This window comes from Kitasatospora sp. NPDC056181 (assembly GCF_042266225.1).
In the GTDB taxonomy this organism is placed as follows: domain Bacteria; phylum Actinomycetota; class Actinomycetes; order Streptomycetales; family Streptomycetaceae; genus Kitasatospora.
On record NZ_JBHJUK010000097.1, the window covers coordinates 13,580 to 35,541 of the forward strand.

General features: G+C 73.3%; 20 protein-coding genes and 1 pseudogene. 8 read left to right on the forward strand and 13 right to left on the reverse strand.

Annotated elements, in window-relative coordinates:
- Positions 1–290: 290 nt before the first annotated feature.
- The 5 genes from ACFC1F_RS29585 to ACFC1F_RS29605 form a co-directional block, all read right to left on the reverse strand.
- A complete protein-coding gene (locus ACFC1F_RS29585; protein WP_376162838.1) occupies positions 291–1,160 on the reverse strand; it encodes a response regulator in 870 nt (289 codons plus the stop codon).
- Positions 1,157–2,356, reverse strand: a complete 1,200-nt coding sequence (locus ACFC1F_RS29590) for a sensor histidine kinase (RefSeq protein ID WP_376162841.1) — start codon at positions 2,354–2,356, stop codon at positions 1,157–1,159. The genes ACFC1F_RS29585 and ACFC1F_RS29590 overlap by 4 nt, the downstream gene beginning before the upstream one ends.
- A 23-nt stretch (positions 2,357–2,379) precedes the next feature.
- Positions 2,380–3,096 carry a hypothetical protein gene (locus ACFC1F_RS29595; RefSeq protein WP_376162843.1) on the reverse strand — a complete coding sequence of 239 codons (717 nt, stop codon included), beginning with the start codon at positions 3,094–3,096 and terminating at the stop codon, positions 2,380–2,382.
- A gap of 318 nt (positions 3,097–3,414) precedes the next feature.
- Positions 3,415–4,761, reverse strand: coding sequence for a hypothetical protein (locus ACFC1F_RS29600; RefSeq protein ID WP_376162845.1), 1,347 nt, complete (start codon positions 4,759–4,761; stop codon positions 3,415–3,417).
- 110 nt (positions 4,762–4,871) lie between these two features.
- Complete coding sequence (locus ACFC1F_RS29605) at positions 4,872–5,738, reverse strand: DUF1906 domain-containing protein (protein WP_376162847.1); 867 nt, start codon at positions 5,736–5,738, stop codon at positions 4,872–4,874.
- Positions 5,739–5,890: 152 nt separating this feature from the next.
- Between ACFC1F_RS29605 and ACFC1F_RS29610 the strand changes: the two genes are divergently transcribed.
- Positions 5,891–6,958 carry a DMT family transporter gene (locus tag ACFC1F_RS29610; RefSeq protein WP_376162849.1) on the forward strand — a complete coding sequence of 356 codons (1,068 nt, stop codon included), beginning with the start codon at positions 5,891–5,893 and terminating at the stop codon, positions 6,956–6,958.
- An 88-nt stretch (positions 6,959–7,046) separates the two neighbouring features.
- On the opposite strand, the gene ACFC1F_RS29615 is transcribed toward ACFC1F_RS29610, so the two are convergent.
- The 6 genes from ACFC1F_RS29615 to ACFC1F_RS29640 form a co-directional block, all read right to left on the reverse strand.
- Positions 7,047–7,817, reverse strand: coding sequence for a pyridoxal 5'-phosphate synthase (locus ACFC1F_RS29615; protein WP_241002682.1), 771 nt, complete (start codon positions 7,815–7,817; stop codon positions 7,047–7,049).
- A gap of 443 nt (positions 7,818–8,260) precedes the next feature.
- Positions 8,261–8,602, reverse strand: a complete 342-nt coding sequence (locus ACFC1F_RS29620; RefSeq protein WP_209416447.1) for a hypothetical protein — start codon at positions 8,600–8,602, stop codon at positions 8,261–8,263.
- Positions 8,603–9,118: 516 nt separating this feature from the next.
- The gene (locus tag ACFC1F_RS29625) at positions 9,119–10,483 is read right to left on the reverse strand and encodes an FAD-binding oxidoreductase (protein WP_376162851.1); all 1,365 of its coding nucleotides are present in this window, start codon (positions 10,481–10,483) and stop codon (positions 9,119–9,121) included.
- Between the two features lie 375 nt (positions 10,484–10,858).
- On the reverse strand, positions 10,859–12,226 hold the full coding sequence (locus ACFC1F_RS29630) for an MFS transporter (protein WP_376162853.1): 1,368 nt from the start codon (positions 12,224–12,226) through the stop codon (positions 10,859–10,861).
- Positions 12,227–12,313: 87 nt separating this feature from the next.
- Positions 12,314–13,144 (reverse strand): MerR family transcriptional regulator, encoded by an 831-nt coding sequence (locus ACFC1F_RS29635; protein ID WP_209416450.1) that lies wholly within the window; start codon positions 13,142–13,144, stop codon positions 12,314–12,316.
- Positions 13,145–13,286: 142 nt separating this feature from the next.
- Positions 13,287–14,402: a peptidoglycan-binding protein gene (locus ACFC1F_RS29640; RefSeq protein WP_376162855.1), complete on the reverse strand. Its 1,116-nt coding sequence runs from the start codon at positions 14,400–14,402 to the stop codon at positions 13,287–13,289.
- 473 nt (positions 14,403–14,875) lie between these two features.
- Here ACFC1F_RS29640 and ACFC1F_RS29645 point away from each other — a divergent pair, with 473 nt between their 5' ends.
- Both ACFC1F_RS29645 and ACFC1F_RS29650 read left to right on the forward strand, forming a co-directional pair.
- A complete protein-coding gene (locus ACFC1F_RS29645; protein ID WP_376162857.1) occupies positions 14,876–15,310 on the forward strand; it encodes a GntR family transcriptional regulator in 435 nt (144 codons plus the stop codon).
- A 28-nt stretch (positions 15,311–15,338) separates the two neighbouring features.
- Positions 15,339–15,884 carry an HD domain-containing protein gene (locus ACFC1F_RS29650; protein ID WP_376162859.1) on the forward strand — a complete coding sequence of 182 codons (546 nt, stop codon included), beginning with the start codon at positions 15,339–15,341 and terminating at the stop codon, positions 15,882–15,884.
- On the opposite strand, the gene ACFC1F_RS29655 is transcribed toward ACFC1F_RS29650, so the two are convergent.
- Both ACFC1F_RS29655 and ACFC1F_RS29660 read right to left on the reverse strand, forming a co-directional pair.
- Positions 15,881–16,354 (reverse strand): NUDIX domain-containing protein, encoded by a 474-nt coding sequence (locus ACFC1F_RS29655; protein ID WP_376162861.1) that lies wholly within the window; start codon positions 16,352–16,354, stop codon positions 15,881–15,883. The genes ACFC1F_RS29650 and ACFC1F_RS29655 overlap by 4 nt on opposite strands.
- Positions 16,351–17,121: a helix-turn-helix domain-containing protein gene (locus tag ACFC1F_RS29660; protein WP_376162864.1), complete on the reverse strand. Its 771-nt coding sequence runs from the start codon at positions 17,119–17,121 to the stop codon at positions 16,351–16,353. Before ACFC1F_RS29660 ends, ACFC1F_RS29655 begins: the two co-directional genes overlap by 4 nt.
- A gap of 711 nt (positions 17,122–17,832) precedes the next feature.
- Here ACFC1F_RS29660 and ACFC1F_RS29665 point away from each other — a divergent pair.
- The 5 genes and pseudogenes from ACFC1F_RS29665 to ACFC1F_RS29685 form a co-directional block, all read left to right on the forward strand.
- A complete protein-coding gene (locus ACFC1F_RS29665; protein WP_376162866.1) occupies positions 17,833–18,120 on the forward strand; it encodes a hypothetical protein in 288 nt (95 codons plus the stop codon).
- A gap of 80 nt (positions 18,121–18,200) precedes the next feature.
- On the forward strand, positions 18,201–19,703 hold the full coding sequence (locus ACFC1F_RS29670) for a DUF2637 domain-containing protein (RefSeq protein ID WP_376162868.1): 1,503 nt from the start codon (positions 18,201–18,203) through the stop codon (positions 19,701–19,703).
- A gap of 16 nt (positions 19,704–19,719) precedes the next feature.
- Entirely contained in the window at positions 19,720–19,860 is a 141-nt protein-coding gene (locus ACFC1F_RS29675) for a hypothetical protein (RefSeq protein WP_376162871.1), read from the forward strand.
- A gap of 52 nt (positions 19,861–19,912) precedes the next feature.
- Positions 19,913–20,335: an ATPase gene (locus ACFC1F_RS29680; RefSeq protein ID WP_376162873.1), complete on the forward strand. Its 423-nt coding sequence runs from the start codon at positions 19,913–19,915 to the stop codon at positions 20,333–20,335.
- A 17-nt stretch (positions 20,336–20,352) separates the two neighbouring features.
- Positions 20,353–21,962, forward strand: a pseudogene (locus ACFC1F_RS29685) (hypothetical protein); the annotation flags it as partial.

The following is a 21,962-nucleotide window of genomic DNA, read 5'->3' on the forward strand; positions in this document are numbered from 1 at the left end:
ATGCGGGCAGTCGAGCCCGATTGTGCCTCTCCACCCTCCCGATGTCAGCATCCTGACCCCGTTGCACGGATCACGGCTTCGCCGCGGTTCCACCGCTCCGGGGAACATGCGGAACAACAGGAGGGGGCGAGTGGGGCGGGCGATACTGGTGGGCATGAGCGACAGTCATGAGGACCGCCGGGTTGATCGGGGGGCGGGCGGGTTCCGGGTGCCCTGTCCGTGTTGTTCCGGTGGGGTGCGGACGCGGGCGCGGCTGGGGGTGCGGGCGGACCGGTCGGGAACGGGGCACATCACGGAGACCTGCCGGGACTGCGGGGGGCTCGGCTGGCTGACGCTCGGCCTGAAGGAGTAGGGGCGGAGACGAGCCCGGACTCGTAGGCCGCGATCACCAACTGGGCACGGTCGCGCGCGTCGAGCTTCGCCAGGAGGCGGCCGATGTGGGTCTTGACCGTCCCGGGGCTGAGGTGGAGGTGCTCGCAGAGTTCGGCGTTGGAGAGGCCGCGGGCGATCAGGGTCAGGACCTCCCGCTCCCGCCCGGTCACGCCGTCGAGAGCTCCGGCGAAGGGCCCCCGGGCGTCCGGAAGGCGGGCGAACTCGGCGATCAGGCGGCGGGTGACCGACGGGGAGAGCAGCGCCTCGCCCTCTGCGACGGTCCGAATGGCCCCGAGCAGGGCGTCCGGCGAGGTGTCCTTGAGCAGGAACCCGGCCGCGCCGGCGCGCAGCGCGGCGAACACGTACTCGTCGAGGTCGAAGGTGGTCAGGATCAGGACCCGGGTGCCTGCCGTGTCGGGCGAGGCGCAGATCTCGCGGGTGGCGGCGATGCCGTCCATGCCGGGCATCCGGATGTCCATCAGGATGACGTCCGGCCGGTGGCGGCGGGCCAGTGCGACCGCCTCCGCTCCGGTGCCGGCCTCGGCAACGGCGACGAGCCCGGGGGCGGTCTCGATGAGCACCTTGAAGCTGCCCCGCAGCAGCGCCTGATCGTCCGCCACCAGCACACGGACCGGGCCGGAGGACCCGGAGCCGGAGGTGGACGCGGGACTGTAGGACCCCGAGCCGGAGGTGGACGTCGGGCCGGAGGAGGTGGGACCGGAGGTGGACGTCGGACCGGAGGAGGTGGGACCGGACGACGTGGGGCCGGAGGAGGTGGGGGTGGTCATGCGAGCGCTCCCTGTCGGGGGTGCGGCAGCCGGGCCGAGACCACGAAGCCGCCGCCCACGCGGGGCTCGGCGGTGAGCGAGCCGCCGTACATCAGCACGCGCTCGCGCATGCCGAGCAGGCCGTGACCGCCGGTGAGCCCGGTCCGGTCGGGGGTGGGGGCCCCGGACGGCGGGCCGTGGTCGAGGACGTCGATCAGGACCTCTCCGGCCGTACCGGTCCCGACCGAGACCTGGCAGCGGGTGCCTGCTCCGGAGTGCTTCACCACGTTGGTCAGTGCCTCCTGGACGATGCGGTAGACGGCGAGCTCCATCCCGGCCGGGAGGTGCCCGGGGGCGCGGACCCGCAGCCTGGCCCGGACGCCCGCCTGTTCGGCGCGGCGGACGAGCTGTGGCAGGTCGGCCAGCCCCGGCGCCGGGGCCAGCGAGGCCGACTCCGCCGCTGCACCGGCGTCGTCGCGCAGCACACCGAGGGCCCGGCGCATCTCGGCCAGTGCCTCGCGGCCGGTCTGCTCGATCACCCGCAGGGCGTCGTGGGCCTCCTCCGGGCGGGCCGCGGCGACGTGGTTGGCGATCGAGGCCTTCACGACGATCGTGCTCAGGCTGTGCGACACGATGTCGTGCAACTCCCTTGAAATGCGCAGCCGTTCGTCTGCGAGAGCTTGATCGGCAAGCGCCCGGCCCTGCTCGGCCGCCAGCGCGCGGCGCTCGCGCACCCAGCGGCCGACGACCCAGCCGAGGCCCACGGCCAGGCACACCGACGCCGCGGTGGCGCCCGCCTCCGTCCACGACCCGGCCGGCGTGACCACCGCCTCGCCGAGCAGGACCGCCGCGGCGGACGCGGCCAGGGTCACCACCATCGCGACCGCGGAACGCCGGGCCGGCTCCAACAGGGCCACCGGGTAACAGGCCAGGGCGGTGGCGACGAACGGGTCCCGGGTGATGTCCAGCAGGGTGGCGGCCACCGAGGACAGCAGCACCACCGCAAGGACGGGCAGCGGCCGGCGGCGCCGGACGGCGAGCGGCATCCCGACACCTGCGGCCACCAGCCAGCCCAGCCAGGCAGGCCCGCCGAAGACGGGGAGCCCGTCGACCGGTTCGGCGCCGGCCAGGCTCCCGTAGGCGAGGGTGATGACGACGGCCGCCCCTAAGTCGAGCACCATCAGATGGCCGGCATGCGACCGGAGCAGCAAGCGCATCCCCCCACCGTAGTTGCGCGGCCTCACCCCGCCTGCCCGAGGAGGAACATCGCCGTGCCGGCGGCCCCGACGAGCAGCAGCCGCCCGACGACCACACGACGCGCCGGGAGTGGACCGGACCGGAGGACGGAGACCCCGAGCGGGACCAGCGCGAGGCAGAGCCCGGCCACCGCGACGAGCGAACCCGGCGACGTCCCCTTCAGCACCCCGAGCGGCAGCACCGCCGTCAGCGCCAGCGCAAGGGCCCGCCACGGCCCGAGCACCCCGGACCAGTGCGCGCCGAGGGCCAGCAGGACCCAGCCGCCGAGGATGGCCGCGTTGAGCGTGCTGAAGACGTGGAACGCGCCGTAGGCCTGACCGACCGTACGGGTCGCAGCCTCTGCGCCTTCCTGTGCCGCGAGTTGGAACGCGAGGTGGTCGACACCCGCGTGGAAGGTCCGCGCGGACAGGCCGAGGACGGCCAAGGTCCCACCCCACAGGGCCAGCTCGCGCCGCTGCCGCGCTATCCGGGAGGCGAGCAGCACGATGCCCGGGGAGAGCAGGACACAACCGGCCCCGAAGGCACTGTAGGAGGCGGCGATGAGGGTGGGATGCCCTTCATAGGCGCGGAGTTGGGAGGGGTAGAAGAAGTCGTACCGGACGCGGAGCAGCACACCGGCCAGGAGCAGGAGCGGCCCGACGACGAGGGAGACACCGCCGACCCAGCGGCCCGGGAAGGTGGCGGGAGGCTCATGGGCCATGGGGCGTGGGCCCCTTGAGGTGGATGAGGAGGCAGGAGCAGGAGCGGGGGCGGAGACGGTCGAGGAGGCCGAGGAGGTCGAGGAGTGCGGCGCGGCGGGTTTCATGGGGCCAACAATGCGGCGACGCCCCACCCCGGCACATCGGAGCACGGTCGTCACTTTCGGGTCGGACCGTGGTCTTACGAGAACGGTCCGACCCGGCCCACCGACAGACCGGATGACAGCGGGCGGGACAACGGCAAGCGGAAGAACGGCGGACGGGACACCGGCGGGCAGGATGACCGCAGGCGCGACAACCGCAGGCTGGATGACGGCAGGTCAGCCCTGGTCCGGCCGGTAGAGGCGGACGCAGGCCTCGGGCTCCGGGGTGTAGGCCGGGTCGAGGACGTACCCCTGTTCGGCGGCGATGCGCAGGACCTGCTGAGCCCCGGCGCCGCGGTAGGTGGCGAGGTTGATCTGGATGCGCCGCGGAAGGGCCGGGCCCGCGGAGCCGGGCTTGAGGCGGGTGTCGCGGGCCAGAATGCGGCGGATGTGGCGGTCCCAGGCGGCGGCGCTGCCGGACAGCTCCGCCCAGAAGGCGCGCGGCCCGACCGTCCAGCGGGCGCCCCAGCGCTCCCAGTGGTCCGGCTCGTGGTGGGTCACCCAGAAGGCCAGCAGGTTGAGCAGCCCGTAGACGGGGACGTAGACGATCTGCAGCACGAACATCAGCGGCAGCAGGAGCGCGAACCTGCCCGGTCGCGGACCCCACGGCGTGCCGGGGGCGGCCGGCGGGTCCTGCGGGCCGGGAGCGGGCACCCGGGGCGGGGCGGGGAAGACGCGGCGGATCCAGACCCGGTCCAGGTCGCCCCCGACGGACCCGCCCTCCCAGCCGTACCGCTCGGCGAGCCGGACCACGCCGGCCGCGCCGAGGCCCCGGTAGAGGCGGACGGAGAACTTGACCCGCATCGTGCGGGTGAGGTCGTCGCCGACCTCACCGTCGCCGGCGGCGTGCCTCGCCTCGGCCTCGCGGATCCGCCGTTCGAGGATCGGGGTCAGGTACCGCTCCCAGACGTCCGGCCGACCGGTGAGTTCGGCCTTGAGACGGCGCGGCGGGATGAACGTGCGGTTGACCTTCAGCCAGGAGTCGGAGCCGGTCGGACCGCTGGCACCCGTCCAGAGCAGGATCACGATGAGGGACACCAGGGCCGCGATCCAGAGGGGCGCGTAGATCCACTGGAGGGTGAACTGGACCAGCACACCGGTCCGGCTGCGGCGCGGCGCCGGGCCGGGGTAGTCGGTGCTCGGGGGCGCGGGAGCGCGCACCGACTGCGGCACGGCAGGCGCGGGGTACCCGCCCACGGGCTGCGCGGGCACGGGCTGCGGCGGCACGAACTGCGCGGGTACGGGCTGCGCGGGGACCGGCTGCGCGGGGACCGGCTGCGGGTACGGGGTGCCCTGGGGGGCGGGAGCGGGGGCGGGGGCGGGCTGGGCGTACGGGTTGGGTTGCGGCGCGCCGCCGTGCCCGTACGGGTTCGGCTGCGGAACCCCCTGGGCGTACGGGTTCGGCTGCGGCACACCGCCGTGCCCGTACGGGTTGGGGGGCGGAACCCCCTGCGCGTACGGGTTCGGCTGCGGCACACCGTCGTGCCCGCCCGCCCCGCCGTAGTACCCCTGACCGTCCGACACGCCCGTCCCCCTCTGCCTGATCGCGCTCGGCTCGATCACGCTCTGCCGATGGAGGTGATCGAGCCGATCGAGTCAACGGGACACCCTATCCACCCGGCGGTCCTGGACCGTCAGCCCGCCAGCGGGGCGTCGACCTGGTTGCGGTCGATGGTGAGCGTGGCGCCGCCGTACGTCTCCTCGACGTTGCCGTGGTACTGGTGGACCCGCTGGTGGTCGATCCAGAGCTCGGGGGTGAGGGCGCCGCCGCCGGCGGTGTCGGCCTGGTCGTTCCAGCGGGCGTACCAGAGGGTGTCGGGCATCGGGGAGCTGTCGGCGCGGGCGGCGGCGGCGAGGTCGGCGATGCCCGAGTCGAGACTGGAGTAGAAACCGGAACGGAAGCCGGCGGCGTGCAGGGCCTGGGTCCAGCCGAGGGTGAAGTCGACGACGGCCTGCCCGCAGACGGGGTCGTTCACCGGGTACGCCTCGATGTCGAGGAAGACCGGGCTGCCCGTGCCCAACCCGACGGCCATGAGGCCGCTGACCGCCTCGCCCGCCTCGTCCCGGCCCTGCTGGGCGGCGCGGGCCGGGTCGATGCGGTTCGGCTTGTTCTTGAGATCGCTGCACGGCGCCTGGAGGCCGACGTGCACGGGGAGGAACCGCCAGCCCATCGCACGCGCCTGGCGGACCCAGTCGGCGGTGAGCCTCGGCTGGGTGCAGCCGCGCTGGGTACCGCTGGTGTAGATGCCGAGCGCGCCGTACGGGGAGACGCCGCGCCAGGCGCGGAGGGTTTCGAGCGGCGGTGCGGTGCAGGCGTCGAAGGCGGCACCGCTGAAGGCTTCGCGGGTGCGGGCGGGTGGGGGTCCGGCCAGGTCGGGAAGGACGGTGGCCCGGATGCGGGGCACGGCGGCGGCCGCCGGGGCGCCCACATCCGTCCCGTCGATGGCCAGCAGGAGGACGAGGGAGGCGGCGGCCACGGCCGCCGGGCGGAGATAGCGCACCTGGCATTGATACTGACGGACCATCGGACGAATGCGGCAGCCGCGCCGCGGGCGCTGGAGAAGCCCACCCTTTCGGGCGCACCCGTCCACATCCGTCCTGATTCTGGTAACGAGCTTGCAGCCACGTCACTCCTTACGGCAAACTCGCCACTATGCCCACGCTCAACCCCAGCGAAACCACCGCCCCGACGCCGGCCGTCGCCGTCGCCGAGGCCCTTGCCATGCCGCCCGCCCCCAAGGGCGAGCCCGCCGGCGAGCGCGGTGGCTGGCGACGAGGCGGGGCGCCCGGCTCCGAGACACCACCAGGCACGCAGCCCGGCCGGCCCACCGGCCGGCGGTTCCCGAACTTCCTGCGGCGCCCGGAGAGGATCCCGGCGCCGCTCTTCTGTCTGACCGCGATGTTCCTGGTCCAGCTCGGCATCGCACTCTCCAAGCCGCTGTTCGGCCCGCTCGGGGTCAGCGGCACGACGTTCCTCCGGCTGGGCTTCGCAGCGGCGATCCTGCTCGCCGCCACCCGGCCCCGGCTGCGGGGCCGCCGTCCGCGCGACCTCGCCGCGGCCGGCCTGCTCGGCATGGCCTCCGCCGGGATGACGCTGCTGTTCGCCGGGGCCATCGACCGGCTGCCGATGGGCACCGCCGCGACCATCGAGTTCCTCGGTCCGCTCGCGGTCGCGCTGGTCTTCGCGCGCCGGGCCAGCCACCTGGTCTGGGCGCTGCTGGCGGCGGGCGGCGTGGCCCTGCTGACCCTGCTCGGCGAGGGCGGCGGCGGGGCCGGGCTGGACCCGGTCGGCCTGGTGTACGCCTTCGGCGCCGCCGCCTGCTACGCCGCGTACATCCTGTTCACGGACAAGGTCGGCGCCGCCTTCCAGGGTTTCCAGGGGCTCGCCGTGTCGATGACGGTGGGCGCGCTGACGCTGGCGCCGTTCGGGCTCGGCCAGGCCTGGGACGGCCTGACCGCGCCGGGCGCCTCGCCGCTGGTGCTGCTGCTCTCGGTCGCCGGGGTGTCGCTGCTACTGCCGGTGATCCCGTACGCGCTGGAGATGACGGCGCTGCGGCGGATGCCGCAGCGGGTCTTCAGCGTGCTGGTGAGCCTGGAGCCGGCGGTCAGTGCACTGGTCGGGCTGGTGGTGCTGGGACAGCTGCTCGGTGCGGCGCAGCTGGCCGGAATCGGCTGTGTGGTGGCCGCCAGCGTCGGGGCCACCCTGACCGGGCGGCGCTGAGCCGAGCGCGGCGGGGCGTCGGCCTGCGCCTCACCGGCCTGCGCAACCGGCCGGCGCCTCACCAGCAGGCGCGCACCCGGCCGGCGACCTACGGCCAGAGCAGCGTCCGTGACCACTCCGGGGTGCGGACCGGCCCCGTCCGGGTGTAGCGCAGCCGGACGTGGCGGCGGTCAGCGTCGCCCTGCCAGAACTCCACCTCGTGGGCCCAGAGCGTGTAGACGGCGTGCCCCGCGGCGACCGCGTCCGGGGTGGCCTCCAGACGGCGGCGGGCGACCGCGACCGCCTCGTCGTACTCGGCCAGGGAGGCCAGCGGCTCGCTCTGCCGGCCCACCAGCGCGCCGATCCGGGCATCCGGGGAGCGGGTCGCGAACTCGGCGCCGGCGACCTGGTCGGCGGCACGCTCGACGGTGCCCCGGACCCTGACCTGGCGGCCGAGCGGCGGCCAGTAGAGGGTGAGCGCGGCGGCCGGGTGGTCGGCGAGCTGACGGCCCTTCGGGCTGTCGGCGGCGGCCGAGAAGACCCAGCCGGTGCCGGCCGCGTCCACGTCGCGCAGCACCAGCACCCGGGCGTCCGGAAGGCCGTCGGCGTCGACCGTGGAGAGGGTGGCGACCTGCGGGTCCAGCACGCCGGCCGCGAGGGCGGTGGCGAGCCAGTCGACGAAGAGCGGGCCGGGCTCGGCCGGGGCCGCCTCGGCGTCGAAGGACGGCAGCGGGCGGGCCATCGGCGGACGGCCGAGCAGCAGCTCGGGTACGGACCTGGGCTCGGGCCTCGGCTCCAGCCGCGGTTCGGGCCTCGTCTCCGGTCCCGGTGCAGGCCTGGCCTCGCCCGGGCCCTTCAGGCCCTCCTCCTCCGCTGCCATCGCACCTTCCTTCCGGTTGCCGCGGCCGCAGCCCTCGCCGGACGGGCCTCCGGGGGCCCGGGCACGGGGTGCGCTGTCGGAGCGCAACCGTACCGCCGAGGGGTGACGGCTCCGCGCGCGCCCTGGCCCGACGGGGTTCGCGGCGGCCGGACGGGACGGTCGGGCACGCACCCGGGCGGGCGGCCGGACAGCCGGTCGGGCACGCGCCCGGGCGGGCGCCGGTGCGTACCGGGAGGGCCCGTCCCCGGACGCGCTGGTGGGCGGTGCCGTCGATCGGCACCGCCCACGAGGCCGGTTCGCGGTGACCCTTTCCGCTACCCGGTCGTTCCCTGCATCGAGTCGTCTCGCTTCGATCCCCACCGTGGATGCTCAGATCACCCGCGGTCACCCACCCCCGGCGCCCCCGCCGGCGGTGGTGGTACCCGTAACGCCCAGGGGAAGAGTCAGTGGAAGACCGGGGCGAAGACGAGGTTGACGTTCTTGTTGGACTGGCCGGCCAGGATGACGCCCGTGTTGTCCTTCACCGCGAGGGTGTTGGCCTGGTTCGAGGCACCGGCGCCGGTGGCCGTCTGCTGGGTGGAGACGTAGTTGCCGTCGACGGAGCCGAAGACGTTCCCCGTCCCGACGTTCGACACCACGCCGCTGCTGGAGCCGTCGTTGGCCGCCGCACCGTTGTCGGCGGCGGCGGATCCGGCACCCGCGAGCAGCAGACCGGCCGCGAGCGGAGCGGCGACCAGAAGACCGGCAAGCCGGCGACTTCGATTGCGGATGTGGATACGAGCCATGGGTCTGCCTCCAAAAAGCTGTCAATCGGGTATTCGTGCATTGAATGCGGGAGTTCGTCGGCCAGACGAACACCAGCGGGCTGCGACGCCGAGGGACAGACTTCCGCAACAAATCGACAAAGCACCACCTCGGGGCAGCAGTTTCGCCCGTTAGCGTGATATCCGGGGCAGCGAGGAATAACGGCATCCCAATCGGAAAGCGCGCCGACACACCATCATCCACCTGGGATTTCGCCCGAACGATGGCAAGCCAGGAGGCCGCCGCGAAGAGCGCACGGGGGGCACACGGAGAACCCTTCGCACCACCCTGGTGCGAATCCCGCCCCCTTCGCGCCCCTCAAGGTCGCGCGACCGTACCGTGTCGATATATCCAGCCATCCTGTGACTGTTCAAACAATCCTATTTCCCGCGGGCCATGTCACGACTCAACCCCCGCGCCACGGCTCAGCCCGCGCCCCAGAGCCCGACTCAGAGCGCGCCCCAGAGCGCGACCCGGCCCGCGACCCGGCCCGCGACTCAGACCGCCTTCCCGGGATTGAGGATGCCCAGCGGGTCGAAGACCGCCTTCACCTGGCGCTGGAGCTCCACCGCCACCGGCCCCAACTCGCGCGCCAGCCAGTCCCGTTTCAGCAGCCCGACCCCGTGCTCCCCGGTGATCGTGCCGCCCAGCTCCAGCCCCAACGCCATGATCTCGTCGAAGGACCGCTGCGCCCGCGCCGACTCCTCGGGATCGGCGGCGTCGAAGATGACGATCGGGTGCGTGTTGCCGTCGCCGGCGTGGCTCACCACCCCGATGGTCAGCTCGTGCCGCTCGGCGATCGCGGCCACGCCGTTCAGCATCTCGGCGAGCCGGGAGCGCGGCACCGCCACGTCGTCGATCATCGTGGTGCCCAGCCGGTCCAGCGCCGGGAGCGCCAACCGCCTTGCCTCCAGCAGCATTTCGGACTCGGCCTGGTCGTCGGCCGGTACCACCTCGGTCGCGCCGGCCGCCCGGCAGATCTCCCCCACCACCGCCAGCTCGGCCGCCGGATCCGTTCCGTCGAAGGCCACCAGCAGCAGCGCCTGCGTCGACTCCGGAAGCCCCATCTGCGCCAGCTCGTTGACCGCCCGGATGCTCACCGAGTCCATCAGCTCCATCAGCGACGGCGTGAGCCCGCGCGCCATCACCTCGCAGACCGCGGCGCCCGCCGCGTCCGCGCTCGGGAACTCCGCGACCAGCGCCAACTGCGGTGCAGGAGCGGGACGCAGAGCAACCACTGCCCGGACCACCACCCCCAGCGTGCCCTCCGAACCGACCAGCAGCCGGGTCAGGTCGTAGCCGGCGACGCCCTTGGCCGTCCGGCGCCCGGTGGAGAGCAGCCTCCCGTCCGCCAGCACCACGTCCAGCCCGAGCACGTACTCGCTGGTGACGCCGTACTTCACGCAGCAGAGGCCGCCCGCGCCGGTGCCGATGTTGCCGCCGATCGTGCAGGACTCCCAGCTGGACGGGTCCGGCGGATAGGAGAGACCCAACTCTCCTGCTGCGCGCGACAGTTCCGCGTTCACCACACCGGGCTCGACCACCGCGATCCGGTTCACCGGGTCGAGCTCCAGGATCCGGTTCATCCTGACCATCGACAGCACGATGCAGCCGTCGACGGCGTTGGCCGCGCCGGAGAGCCCGGTCCGGGCGCCCTGCGGCACCACCGGGACACGCAGCTCGGTGGCGATCCGCAGGATGTGCTGCACCTGCTCGACCGTCTCCGGGAAGACCACCACCGCCGGGGTGCCGGCGGCACAGAATCCCGCCATGTCATGGCTGTAGGCGGCCATCACATCCGGATCCACCACCAGTGCGCCGGGCGGGAGCCCCTGTGCCAGTCGGTCCGTCAGATCACTCATCGCCGCCTCCGATCGCCACCCGGCGCACGCCGTCCGGCGGTACGCCGCCCTGTTCACGCGCCGCCCGACCGTCGTACACCGCCCGTCGGCCGCTGGTGCCCGGCCGCGGGCCGCGCGGTCGTACGCCGCCCGTCGCCTCTGCCCGCACTCTGCCCGGCGGCCGGACGACCGGCAAGTACGCCGCTCCGGCCCGGCCCGCCCCGGACGGAGGATGGCCCACACCCTCCGCACCGGCAGAGGCAGAGCTGGAGGCAGGGGCAGGGGCAGGGGCAGGAGGCAGGGGCGCCGGCAGACGCAGTGCAGCGGGCCACGCATCCGGGCCACGCAGCCGTGTCGCACATCGGGCTGCACGGCGGCGTCAGGCAGCGACGCCCGTCAGGCCCGGCGCAGCGCGGCCGACGTCAGCGCGACGAGCCCTGCCGCGCCGGTCGCCAATGCGCAGAGCGCCGTCGGCCAGCGGGGGCCGGCCGCGTCGGCGAGGACGCCGAGCAGGCCCGTCGACAGCACCAGGGCGCCACTCTGCACCAGCGTCAACAGTGCCTGCATGCGGGAGAGATGGCCGGTCGGGGCCCCGCCGAGGACCAGCGGGCCGAGGTGGCAGGCGAAGAGGCCCGAGCCCGCCCCGGCCACCACGCCGCCGGCGACCGCCACCGGCACGCCGGGCGCCCAGGCCAGCAGCGCGATCCCCGCCGAGGCCGAGCAGAGACCGGCGGCCGCCCCGACCCCGGCCCGCCGCAGGGCACCTCGCCAGGCGATCAGACCGGCCACCAGCAGGACCCCGGCGCCCTGTCCACCGGCCACCAGTCCGGCGGCCCCGGCACCCCAGCCGTGCGTCCGGGCGAGCAGCGGCGCCAGCAACGAGACGACCGGCAGCAGCGCTCCGGCGGCGGCCCCGGTCAGTAGCAGTGCCGCCCGCAGCAGCGGGTCGGCCAACGCGAGCCGGACGCCGTCGGCCGCCTCGCGCAGCAGCCCCGGGGAGTCCCCGGGCTGCCCCGGCTCCCTCCGGTCCGGCTCTTCCCGCCCGTCCGGCTCTTCCCGCTCGTCCCGCCCCTCCTGCGGCCGCACCCGCAGCAGCACCAGCAGGACGACCCCGAAGCTCACCGCATCCGCCAGCGCCGCCCCGGACAGCCCGCCCAGCGCGACCAGCACGCCGCCCAGCGGCGCCCCGAGCAGCGCGGCGACCTGCCCGCCCGCCTGCCGCAGCGCGAGCGCCCGGGACAGCTGCCCGGCGCCCACCAGGCGGCGCGGCATCGACCCGCTCACCGGAAGGTAGAACGCGTCGACGGTGCCGATCACGACGGCCGCCACGACCAGCAGCCGCAGCGGCGTGCCCCAGCCGGACGCGGCCGCCGCCAGGGCCAGCGTGGCACCCAGCATCACCGCGTCCCCGGCGAGCATCACCCGGCGCGCCCCGAACCGGTCCGCCACCGCGCCTCCCAGCAGCACCAGGACGGTGCGCGGCACCGTGATCGCGGTGAGCACCAGGCCCGCCGCACCCCCGCCGTGGGCGGACGCGGCCCAGCCCAGCGCGAAGTAGAGCGCCGCGTCACCCAGCAGGCCGGCCTGGGAGCCGACGAGCCAGAGCAGGTACGGCCCGGGGAGCGCCGCCCGCCGCGCCGGTGCGGCAGCGGTACCAGGAGGGCGGGAAAGACGGGATGGATCGGATGGATCGGAAGGATCAGGAGGACCGGGAGAACCGGGAGGACCGGCGGGCGTGGTTTCGGTGGTGCTGGTCGTCGCCATGCCTGCCGACCGTAGGACCCTCGACCTGGTCGAGGGCAAACCGGCCGCAGCCCACCCCGCACCGGTCCCGCACCGGTCCCGCACCGACTACGCGCGGACCACCGGCTCCTGAAACTCCGTCACCCAGTCCGCCTGGCTGTCCGGGCACTCCAGGTACAGCTCACGCGCGTACCCCGCGGAGCGGTAGCCGTTCTCGGCGATGAAGCGGGCCAGCGTCTGGAAGGCACCCACCGCGTCGTCCATCGAACCGCGGTGCACGATGGTCGCCGCCTCCGCGATCTCCGGCAGGTCGACCACCGCGAAGCCGGACTCCCCCTCCCCGGTCACGGCCTTCGCGACCGGGACCGCCACCCGGATCAGCACCGCGCCGTCGCCGTCCGGAACGTCCTCGTAGCGGGCCAACGACGGACCGGCCTCCTCCACCCCGGCCTCCGCCAGCCGGCGGCAGAGCTCGGCGAACAGCGGGCCGATCACCGGCCCGATGTCCTCCGGTTCGTAACTCGCCGCGACGGCCGTCAGCTCCGCCACCCGCACCGACGGCACCCGCTTCACCACGACATCGTGCACCGACATCGTTCCCTCGCTCTCGATCGTCCGGAGCCTCGCCTCGACCCGGGCCAGCCGCTGGGCGTCCGCCGCCATCGCCGCGGCGAGTTCGGCCCGCCGCAGCCGCAGCATCCCGCGCAGCTCGGCCGCGTCCACCCGCTCGTCCAGGACGGCCAGCACCTGCTGCAGCGTGAAGCCGAGGTCCTTGAGCGCGATGACGCGGTTGAGCCGGGCGAGTTGGGCGGCCTCGTAGGAGCGGTAGCCGCTGGCCGGGTCGACACGGGCCGGGCGCAGCAGCCCGATCGCGTCGTAGTGGCGCAGCATGCGGACCGACACCCGGCCGTGCTTGGCGAAGTCTCCGATGTTGAACATGATGCCTCCAGTGCAGACCCTCACACCGTGTCATGGTCAAGCACCGCGCTCCGCCTCCCCCTCCTGCCTCCCCTTCCCGGTTGCCGGCCGCCCGGCCCACCCCGCCCCGGCCGCCGCCCGCACTGTGGCGCTCCGCCGCGGCTCAGTCGGTCACGTCGAACCCCCGTCGCCGGCCCAGTTCCCGCAGGCTGCGCTGCCCGGGGATGCCGTTCGCGTCGGAGCCCGCGTAGCCGAGGCTGCGCTGGAACGCCGCGTACGCCTGCACCGTCATGGTGCCGAGCGAGCCGTCGACCCAGCGCTGTTCCAGGAACCCCTCGTCCGCCAGCGCCTGCTCGACGATCCGGACCTCGCCGCCGTAGGTCTGGTGCCCCTGCTCGGCGCCGGGGTCCGTCCGCGCCGCCGCGACGACGTGGGCCAGCGAGACCCGGTACGGCGAGGGCAGCCGGCCGAGCAGCCGGCGCAGCGAGTCCTCGCCCGGCACGCCGTCCGCGGCGGACCCCGAGTAGCCCAGACTCTGCTGGTAGTCCTGGTAGTTGAGGGTGTCGGCGTCGCGCCAGTCCTCGTCCGGGCCGACCGTGTAGTGCGAGCCGTGGCCCGCGGCGACCAGCGCCTCGCCGACCTCCCGGACCTGCGGGCCGTGCGCGCCGTAGCCGTACTCCAGACCGTTGATGGTCACCCGGTACCGGGCCGGCCCGCTGTCCGAACGCGGCGGCGGCAGCGGCGTACCCGTCCCGCCCACGGCCGCCGCGACACCGGGCAGCACCACGGCCAGGAACTGCTGCACCCGCGCGTCGCCCGGGCACGCGGTGCCGCCGTCCGACCAGTCCGGGAACAGCCGGTGGTACCCGAAGCCCGGGTCGTCGGCGCTGCGGCAGATCCGCACCGGGATCCCGTGCTGCCGGTGCAGCCAGACCCCGAGCGCGATCAGCGCCGCGACCTGCGCGTCCGTCCACGGATCGGTGTGCTGGTCGTTGCTGGCCGACTCGATGCTCACCGCCCCCGTGCCGTCCGGTCGCCGGTTGGCGTACATGTTGGCGTCGGCGCGGGTCTGCGTGCCGATGAACTGGCCCACGTGCCCGTCGTAGCCGACCCCGAAGTGGGACTCCAGATTGGTCGAGTCCCGCCAGTACTCGTACATGCGCCGCGGCGTCCACGGCGCCGCGATGCTGTGGAAGATCACCTGCGTCGGCACGATCGCCGGCTGCGCGTCCGACTCGGGCTGGAGCTCCATCTTCTCAGCGCCGGGGTACCAGGCCATCCGTCTCTCCTCGCCGGGCCCGGGGCGGTCCGCCCCTCACTCCCGACAAACGAGACCTCGCGCCCCGCGAGAGGACACCTCCGCCCCAAACCCCCCGTTCAGGTGAAAGCGGACACCGCTCCCCCGGCCCGGAAACGCAGAAGGCGGGTGCCGGAAGCTTCCGGCACCCGCCTTGAGCAGGTGGTTCTCCTACCGGCGGAGAGCGTGGGATTCGAACCCACGGTGACGGGTCACGCCACGACAGTTTTCAAGATCAGATCCACGACGCCACTCGAAATGCTCCCGACCTCAACCGGAGCCTCGGCGATGCGGCCTGCCTGGAGAGGCTGGCCCACAACTGGCCCACGGCCGTACTGGAAGCTCTATCAGGTGGCTGCGGAGCCCCCTGCGACAACCACTGTCCTGAAGGGTGGCCCCTTCCCACCTGCGTCGTTCATCCTGTCTAGGTATTCACCCTATGGAAGGAGCGGCCAGTGCCCGAGCGGAGCCCGCGTGGAACGTACCTGCGGATCGCCGACGCCTTGCGCGCCGAGATCAGCGGAAACTCCACGATGGCATCGCTTCCCTCGGAAGCGGAACTGATGGCAGCACACGGTGTCGCCCGAACGACGGTGGACCGCGCCTTGAAGGTGCTAAAGGCTGAGGGTCTGATCGAGTCACGGCCCGGCGTTGGGTGGGCGGTTGCTGGCCTGGAGAGCAAGCCCACAGTCCTTGAACAGCTCACCACGCTGGCTAAGGCGCTCAACGTGGGAGACGCGTTCCCTTCAGAGAAGGACCTCACCGAGCAAACCGGAGCATCTCGCGGCACTGTCCGGCGCGCCTTGGCCCAACTGGAAGGCGCCGGAGTTCTCGAAGTGCGGCACGGAAAGGGACGACACGTCCGAGCATTGCCAGCAGCACAAGCCTGACCGCAACCACCCAGGAACGGACGCCACCATGTGGGCCTACGACCTTGCTGAATCCCTCCTGTCCACCGACCTCCCGCGCCGCTGGGCCCACTCCCAGGGCGTGGCGAGCAGGGCCCGCGCGCTGGCCACGATCCTCGGCCCTGACGCCGAGTTGTTGGAGTCGGCGGCGGTTCTTCACGACATCGGGTACTCGCCCCGGGTCGCCGACACCGGGTTCCACCCGCTCGACGGCGCGCGGTTCCTGCGCACCGAGAACATTGACGAGCGCGTCGTCCGTTTGGTCGCCCACCACTCGTGCGCCCTGCTCGAAGCCGAGGAACGCGGCTTGCGGCAAGAGCTGGAAGCGGAGTTCCCCTTGGAGGAGCCTCACCTGGTGGACGCGCTGATCTACTGCGACATGACCACCACGCCGGACGGCGCGGCGACCACCACGCCGGCCAGGATCGCCGAGATCGTTGGGCGATACGGACCGGACAGCGTCGTCGGCCGCTTCATTCGTCGCGCGGAGCCGGAGATCGATGCAGCCGCACGTCGTGTCGAGAATCGGTTGGGCCAGGTCAGGGCTACCGTCTAGCCGATGTACGGCTGGACCCGGTCAGCCTCAAGACCGTGCTTGATCCGAAGCCGCATCGACGGGTGAATGTCCAAGTCGTCGAGGTCCGCTGGGTCCACCCAGCGGACCTCCTTCGACTCCTCGCTCGTCCGCAGACTGCCGCCAAGCGGACGCGCCTTGAAGCAGATCGAGAACTGCTGCCGGACCTCTCCATCGTCGTAGGCCATCACGTGTCTGGGGTCCGTATACAGCCCGGAGACCGCGACGACCTCGACCTCAATCCCGGTCTCTTCGCGCACCTCACGGACAACGGATTCCGCGACGGACTCGCCGATGTCGTGGCCGCCACCGGGAAGCGCCCAGAGGTTGTTGTCCGTCCTGTGGATCAACAGCAACCGTCCAACGTCGTCCGTGACCACTGCGGTGACCGACGGCACTACCGAGTTGGCTGGCGGGGCAGCCGGATCGTGGAAGTAGTCAGTACGGCTCATGCTGCCTCACTTTCGAGAGCTGGGGAGGTGATCGTCCTGGCCCCCTCCCAGATCCGTTCAATGCTCGCGGCATAGGTGCTGAACAGCTCACCACCAGGGATCTGGGCCAGGTGGAGCACGGGAGCAAGGTAGGCGCCGACACCGTAGACATGGCCGTTGACGAGCATCTCGTCGTCTGCCCGGTAGAGCGAGTTGTAGAGCGTGGTTGAGTGGAGCCGGAACTCGACGCCCGGCAGACCGAACAGCGGCGCATAGTTGGCCAGCGCGTTGCGGATCTTGCCTGCCATGGCAGGACCGATCCCCTCGTCCGCGCCCCGCTGGGCCACCCCAACACAATCGGGGTCGCCCAGCATCAGCCGCACGGGCACGCCGGCCTGCGCCTTCTCCCGGATGAGCCGGAAGAACAGCGGGTCTTCCGAGAGCCAGAAGCCTGCGTAGACGGCCAGGTCGAAGCGCTGCGTGGCTTTCTCGTACAGGGAGGTCCACAGCTCCTTCGGGACCACCGCGCGATGCGGGTACAGCTTCACCAGCTCAGCCCGACCAGCCTCGGCCGTCTTACTGCTGCTCTGCTCGTCCGGCCAGAGATCGGACAGGTTGCACTGGAGCAGGTTGGCAAGCGCGTACTGGAAGCGGCGGTACGGCCGGCGCTGGTCCTTCTCCTCGATCCAGCGCTCGACGGTCCGCGAGCTCACGCCCAGCCGTTGAGCAATCTCCTCAATCGTCAGGTTGCTTGCGAGGACCGCGCCTCTGAGCCTCTCGTTCGCCATCTCGTCCTCCCTGGACGACGTTGCGACGGTTGGACGATCTGGGACGACTTGACGGTATCGAAGCTGGACTGAGGCCGTCCAGGGGCGCCGTATCTCGACAGGCCGTCAGAACCGAATCTAGTGATGCGCGGTCGGAGACTTCCGACCGAACCAAGCGAAGGACTTGACGCAGCGTCGGCTCTTCGTCATCGTAAGAGACATGTTCAACATGTCTCGCATGGCGAGGCGGATGAACGGCTGGCCCTTCTTTGGGCTGCTCTGAACTGCACCAACGCGCCCCGACGTTTGGGGCGGCGGCCGCCTGAACGGGTGGCTGCGAGCTGAGGCGGAGGACGCTGCAATCTCCGCAAAGGCCAGGGGATAGGGGCTTCGGCCCTGACTGGCGAGGTGGCCCGGCGACCGCGAGCAACGGCCGGAGAGTGGGGGCGTGGCCCCCCTTGCAGTGCGAATCCCTTGATCACTCGAACAGAAAGGAGGTCCCGATGAACGTGATCACCCGCGAGTCCCATAGGCCGCCTCACCGCGCCCTTGGCCGGTGAGGCACCTCGACCAGCGATCACGGCTCCCGGCGTGCGCCCGCTTCGGCGGCGGCACGCCGGGTTCCGCGGACGCTCGTAGAGCGCCGATCCACACCATCCACTACGGCTGCGGCTCCGGTGCTGGCACACCGGAGCCGCTCAGGGCCGTGCCGCTTGAGGGGAATCACAACCCATGAGGAACATTGTCGCAGGCCAACGCGCCCTTAACTCGGAGGAGTTCGCCGAGCTGGCATTCGGCGTGGACTCGGAGTTCACCCGGCTGTTCGCCGGGGTGCCTGGTGAGAGCGGCCTGGAGCGCGCGGCCCGGGTGGACGCCGCGGTCGACGTCCTGGCGGACCTGCGCCGGGAGGACCCGGAGCTGGCCGCCTACGCCGAGCGGCTGCTGAGCACGGCGCCGGTGCCGCTGCGGCGGCCGGCGGTCATCCGCCGCACCGCGAGCGTCGAGCGGGTGGCCGCGTGACCACCATGGCCGCACCGGCGGCCGTTTCAACCCCGGCTGGCCCCGCTTCAACCACGCGGGCCAGCGCCCCGGAGAGGCTGATGCTGGGCCTCACGGTGCTAGCCGCGGTGGGCGGTGCGGTGCTCGCCGGGATCGGCTTCTCCGGCTCCTACGCCGCGCTGCGGGATCTCGGTTTCAGGCACGCCTTCGGGGACTTCAGCTACGCGTTCCCGGTCGGTGTCGACGCTGGCATCGTGGCCCTGCTCGCCATGGACCTGCACCTGATCCGCCGGGGCACCCCGTGGCCGGTACTCCGGCTGCTGGCGCACGGTTTCACCGCCGCGACGATCTACTTCAACGCCGCCTCGGCCGGGCCGCTGCTGGCCGATCCGACCGGGACGGCGATGCACGCGGTCATCCCGGTGATGTTCGTCGCGGCAGTGGAGGCCGGGCGGCGCCTGGTCATCCGGATCACCCGGATCGAGGCCGGCCACCAGTCGGACGGGGTGCCGCTGCACCGCTGGCTGCTCTCCCCGGTCCGCACCCCGCGGCTGTACCGGCAGATGCGCCTGTACCGCATCCCGTCCTACGCCCGCGCGGTCGAGCTGGAACAGGAGCGGATCGTCTACCAGGTCATGCTGGAGCGCGAGCACGGCAAAGACCTGAAGAACGTGCCGTCCGACCTGCTGCTTCCCCTCACCATGGCCCCGTTCGGGCTGAGCGTGGACCAGGCCCTCGCCCTGCCCCTGGAGGCCCAGGAGCAGGCCCGGCTGCGGACCGAACGCACGGCAACGTTCGAGGCCGAGGTCACGGCCCGCGCCGAGGCCCGCGCCGCCGACGCCCAGATCTCCGCGCTCCGCACGGCCGGCCGGGTGGAGGCCGCCGGGTACGACGTCGGCGCCGAGACCGCGACCGCCAAGGCCCACGCCCACGCCCGAACCCTGGCCGCCGGCCGCGAAGCTGAGGTCGCCGAACGGCTCGACCAGGCCGAGGACGACCTGAAGGCCGCAGCGGCCGAGCAGCAGGCCGCCGACGCCCGCCAGCACGCCGCCGAAACCGACCAGGCCGCCGCTGAAATGGAACGCGCTGCCGCTGAAACGCGGCTCCGCACCGCCGAAACGGAGCGCCTCGCCGCCACCGCCGAGCGCTCCCGGGCCGAGGACGAAGAGGCCACCCAGGCCGCCCGTCTGCGCGCCGCTGAAACGGCCAAGGCTGCGGCTGAAACCGAGGAAGGCGCCGCTGAAACGCGCCGCCGCGCGGCCGAAGCCGGCCAGGCTGCGGCCACCGCCGAGCGCGCCCGGATCGAGGACGAGGAAGCCTCCGGGGCCTCCCTCCTGCGCGCGCTTGAAACACGGGCCCGCGCCGCTGAAATCGAGCTGCGCGCGGTTGAAGCCGAGGACGCGGCGAAGCTGACCCCGGCCGCCCGCGCCACCCGCCGGGTCGCCCGCATGATCCTCGCCGACGGCGACGGCAACCCCGACGGCGTCACCCTCCAGGCCATCGCGGAGGCCCTCGACGTCTCCCTCGCCACCGCCTCCCAGCGCCGGTCCGACGCCGCCGACCTGCTCGCCTCCGGCTACCACCCGCAGGCCGTCGCGGCCTGACCAGGAAGGACCCGCCATGGACTGCTGCTACTTCTGCGGCGAGAGCAAGCCGGACGTCGAGACCTGCGCGGACCCGTTCGCGCAGGACGTCAACAACGAGGAGTGGATCATCCCGATCTGCACCGACTGCTACGAGATCCGCTGCGACGACATCTGATCCCCACTGCTCTGACCTGCACCGCTGCCACTTCCGCAAGGGAGACCCCGTCATGGCTCTGACCGAGATCAACGTCGTCTCGTTCGGCTATCTCCACGGCGACCCGCCCGCCGCGCACCTCACGCTGGACCTGCGCCGGCACTTCCTGGACCCGCACGTCCGCCCGGCCCTGCGCTACATGAACGCCCACGACCTGCCGGTTCGCCAGGCGGTGATGGCCACCCCGGGCATCCGGGAGCTGATCACCGCCACCGCGCTGCTGGTCGACGCGTTCGACGCCGGCCCCACCGAGGCGCCGCTGACCGTCGCCGTCGGCTGCGCGGGCGGCCGCCACCGCGCCCCGACCGTCGCCATGGCGCTGGCCCGGCGCCTGGGCAAGACCGGCACCCGGGTCACCCTCACCCATCGCGACCTGGCCAAGCCCGTGGTCGAGCGCACCGCCACCGGTGACGCCGTCTCCCCGGCCCGGCAGTGAAGACTGGAGGCACCGTCGTGTCCGAATCCTCTGCCCCGGCCCCGGCCCCGGTCGAGGTCGTCCCCGATCCCCAGGCCCCGCCGCCCGCCACCGCCCCGGCGGCGCCCGCCGCCGTGCCGGCCGGGGCGGTGCCCGGGGTGCCGCTCGCGGTGGCCGTGGCGAACGCGCTCGGCGGCCTCGGCGCCGGGGCCCTGTCCCTCGGTGGCCCGGCCACCCTGGCCGTGGCCGGGGCCGCTGCCGGGGCGGCCGCGATCGGCGGCCTGGCCCGCCGGGCCCGCACCGCCCGCCAACGCACCCCGAACGCCGCCGTACGACGGGCCGTCACCGCCCAGCGTGCGGGGGCGGGTGGTGTCTTCACCCCCGCCGCCAGCCGCCGCACCGCACCGCCGGCCGGTGGCTCCACCTCCGGCTCCGCGCAGGGCCGTCACGGGGCTGCGGGCGCCCGCGGCGGCGGCACGCTCCATCGGTCCGCGTCCGTCCCCGCCCAGCCTGCCGCACCCCGGAAAGGACCGTCCGCCATGGGCCGACCGGCCACCACGTCGTCACCGACCACTCACCGGAACACCGCCGCCGGAGCGTCCGGCGGCACTTCCGCCCCCGGAACGCTGAACAGCCGCCCCGGGAAGGCCGGCCGGTCCGGGAACGGGCTGCGGCACCGGGTGGCGTCCGGCGCCGCCCACACTCTGGCCAGGGCCGCCGGCGCGCACCGCTCCGGCGCGATTGGGGCCGCCGCCGATCCGGGGGGTGTCCGCCGGGCCGCGCGCAGGGACGAGCGGTTGGCGAGGGTCGCCGAGCGTACGGCCCGGCGGGTCGAGAAGGGCCAGGCCAAGGCCGAACGGGCGGCGGGGATCGACCCGGCCACCGGCGCCGGGGCCGTCTCCAGGAGCCCCGCCTCGGCGTCCCTCGGCCGTGGGGGCGTGTCCCCGGTGCAGGCGAAGGCTCTGCGCCGCTCCGCGATGCGCCACCGTGCTCGGATGGCCGGCGCCGTGGCCGCGACCGGGCTGGTCGGTCTCGCGTCGGCGGCGGTCGGCAACTGGCACCACAAGGGCAAGGTCGCCGGCCACATGCGCCGCGTCTGGACCCGGATGGCGGCCCGTGCCCGCGCCGTGCGGGAGGCCCGGGACGCCGCGATCCGGGGCACCGCCGGACCCGCCGCCGGCCAGGCCGGGGGCTCGCTGCCCGACGTGCCGGTCCCCGCGCAGAGCGTCAACGTCCCCGGCCGCCCCAGCCCGACCCCGGCTGCCGTCGGCGCGTGGGTCGTGGACACGGCCAGCCTCTTCGCCCGCATCGGCACCGCCCCGGGCCGCACCCGCACCGCCGACCCGATCACCCTTGGCAAGCCCACCGTGAAGGAGCCCACCACCGTGACCGACCTCGACGGCACCGCCGCCACCTTCAGCCTCTCCTCCGCCGCCGACGTCCTCTTGCAGGCCGCGACCACCTTCGACCCCGAGAACATGATCGAGTTCCAGGCCCTCGCCGACGACCTGCCCGTCGCCTTCGCCACCATCCAGGACGTGCTGCGTGTCCTGGCGGAGAAGGGCGCCGAGCAGCTGCCGCTGGACCCGGTCGTCCCGGAGGAGATCGCCGAGGGCTACCGCGCCATGGGCAAGGTCGTCCAGGCCCT

What these genes read in the sequence shown, in the direction of transcription:
- ACFC1F_RS29680 (WP_376162873.1), top strand. Translation starts at nt 19,913, where the DNA reads ATGGCTCTGACCGAGATCAACGTCGTCTCGTTCGGCTATCTCCACGGC.
- ACFC1F_RS29660 (WP_376162864.1), bottom strand. Translation starts at nt 17,121, where the DNA reads ATGGCGAACGAGAGGCTCAGAGGCGCGGTCCTCGCAAGCAACCTGACG.
- ACFC1F_RS29670 (WP_376162868.1), top strand. Translation starts at nt 18,201, where the DNA reads ATGCTGGGCCTCACGGTGCTAGCCGCGGTGGGCGGTGCGGTGCTCGCC.
- ACFC1F_RS29595 (WP_376162843.1), bottom strand. Translation starts at nt 3,096, where the DNA reads ATGGCCCATGAGCCTCCCGCCACCTTCCCGGGCCGCTGGGTCGGCGGT.
- ACFC1F_RS29665 (WP_376162866.1), top strand. Translation starts at nt 17,833, where the DNA reads ATGAGGAACATTGTCGCAGGCCAACGCGCCCTTAACTCGGAGGAGTTC.
- ACFC1F_RS29615 (WP_241002682.1), bottom strand. Translation starts at nt 7,817, where the DNA reads ATGGCAGCGGAGGAGGAGGGCCTGAAGGGCCCGGGCGAGGCCAGGCCT.
- ACFC1F_RS29590 (WP_376162841.1), bottom strand. Translation starts at nt 2,356, where the DNA reads ATGCGCTTGCTGCTCCGGTCGCATGCCGGCCATCTGATGGTGCTCGAC.
- ACFC1F_RS29625 (WP_376162851.1), bottom strand. Translation starts at nt 10,483, where the DNA reads ATGAGTGATCTGACGGACCGACTGGCACAGGGGCTCCCGCCCGGCGCA.
- ACFC1F_RS29650 (WP_376162859.1), top strand. Translation starts at nt 15,339, where the DNA reads ATGTGGGCCTACGACCTTGCTGAATCCCTCCTGTCCACCGACCTCCCG.
- ACFC1F_RS29585 (WP_376162838.1), bottom strand. Translation starts at nt 1,160, where the DNA reads ATGACCACCCCCACCTCCTCCGGCCCCACGTCGTCCGGTCCCACCTCC.
- ACFC1F_RS29620 (WP_209416447.1), bottom strand. Translation starts at nt 8,602, where the DNA reads ATGGCTCGTATCCACATCCGCAATCGAAGTCGCCGGCTTGCCGGTCTT.
- ACFC1F_RS29630 (WP_376162853.1), bottom strand. Translation starts at nt 12,226, where the DNA reads ATGGCGACGACCAGCACCACCGAAACCACGCCCGCCGGTCCTCCCGGT.
- ACFC1F_RS29655 (WP_376162861.1), bottom strand. Translation starts at nt 16,354, where the DNA reads ATGAGCCGTACTGACTACTTCCACGATCCGGCTGCCCCGCCAGCCAAC.
- ACFC1F_RS29675 (WP_376162871.1), top strand. Translation starts at nt 19,720, where the DNA reads ATGGACTGCTGCTACTTCTGCGGCGAGAGCAAGCCGGACGTCGAGACC.
- ACFC1F_RS29640 (WP_376162855.1), bottom strand. Translation starts at nt 14,402, where the DNA reads ATGGCCTGGTACCCCGGCGCTGAGAAGATGGAGCTCCAGCCCGAGTCG.
- ACFC1F_RS29610 (WP_376162849.1), top strand. Translation starts at nt 5,891, where the DNA reads ATGCCCACGCTCAACCCCAGCGAAACCACCGCCCCGACGCCGGCCGTC.
- ACFC1F_RS29635 (WP_209416450.1), bottom strand. Translation starts at nt 13,144, where the DNA reads ATGTTCAACATCGGAGACTTCGCCAAGCACGGCCGGGTGTCGGTCCGC.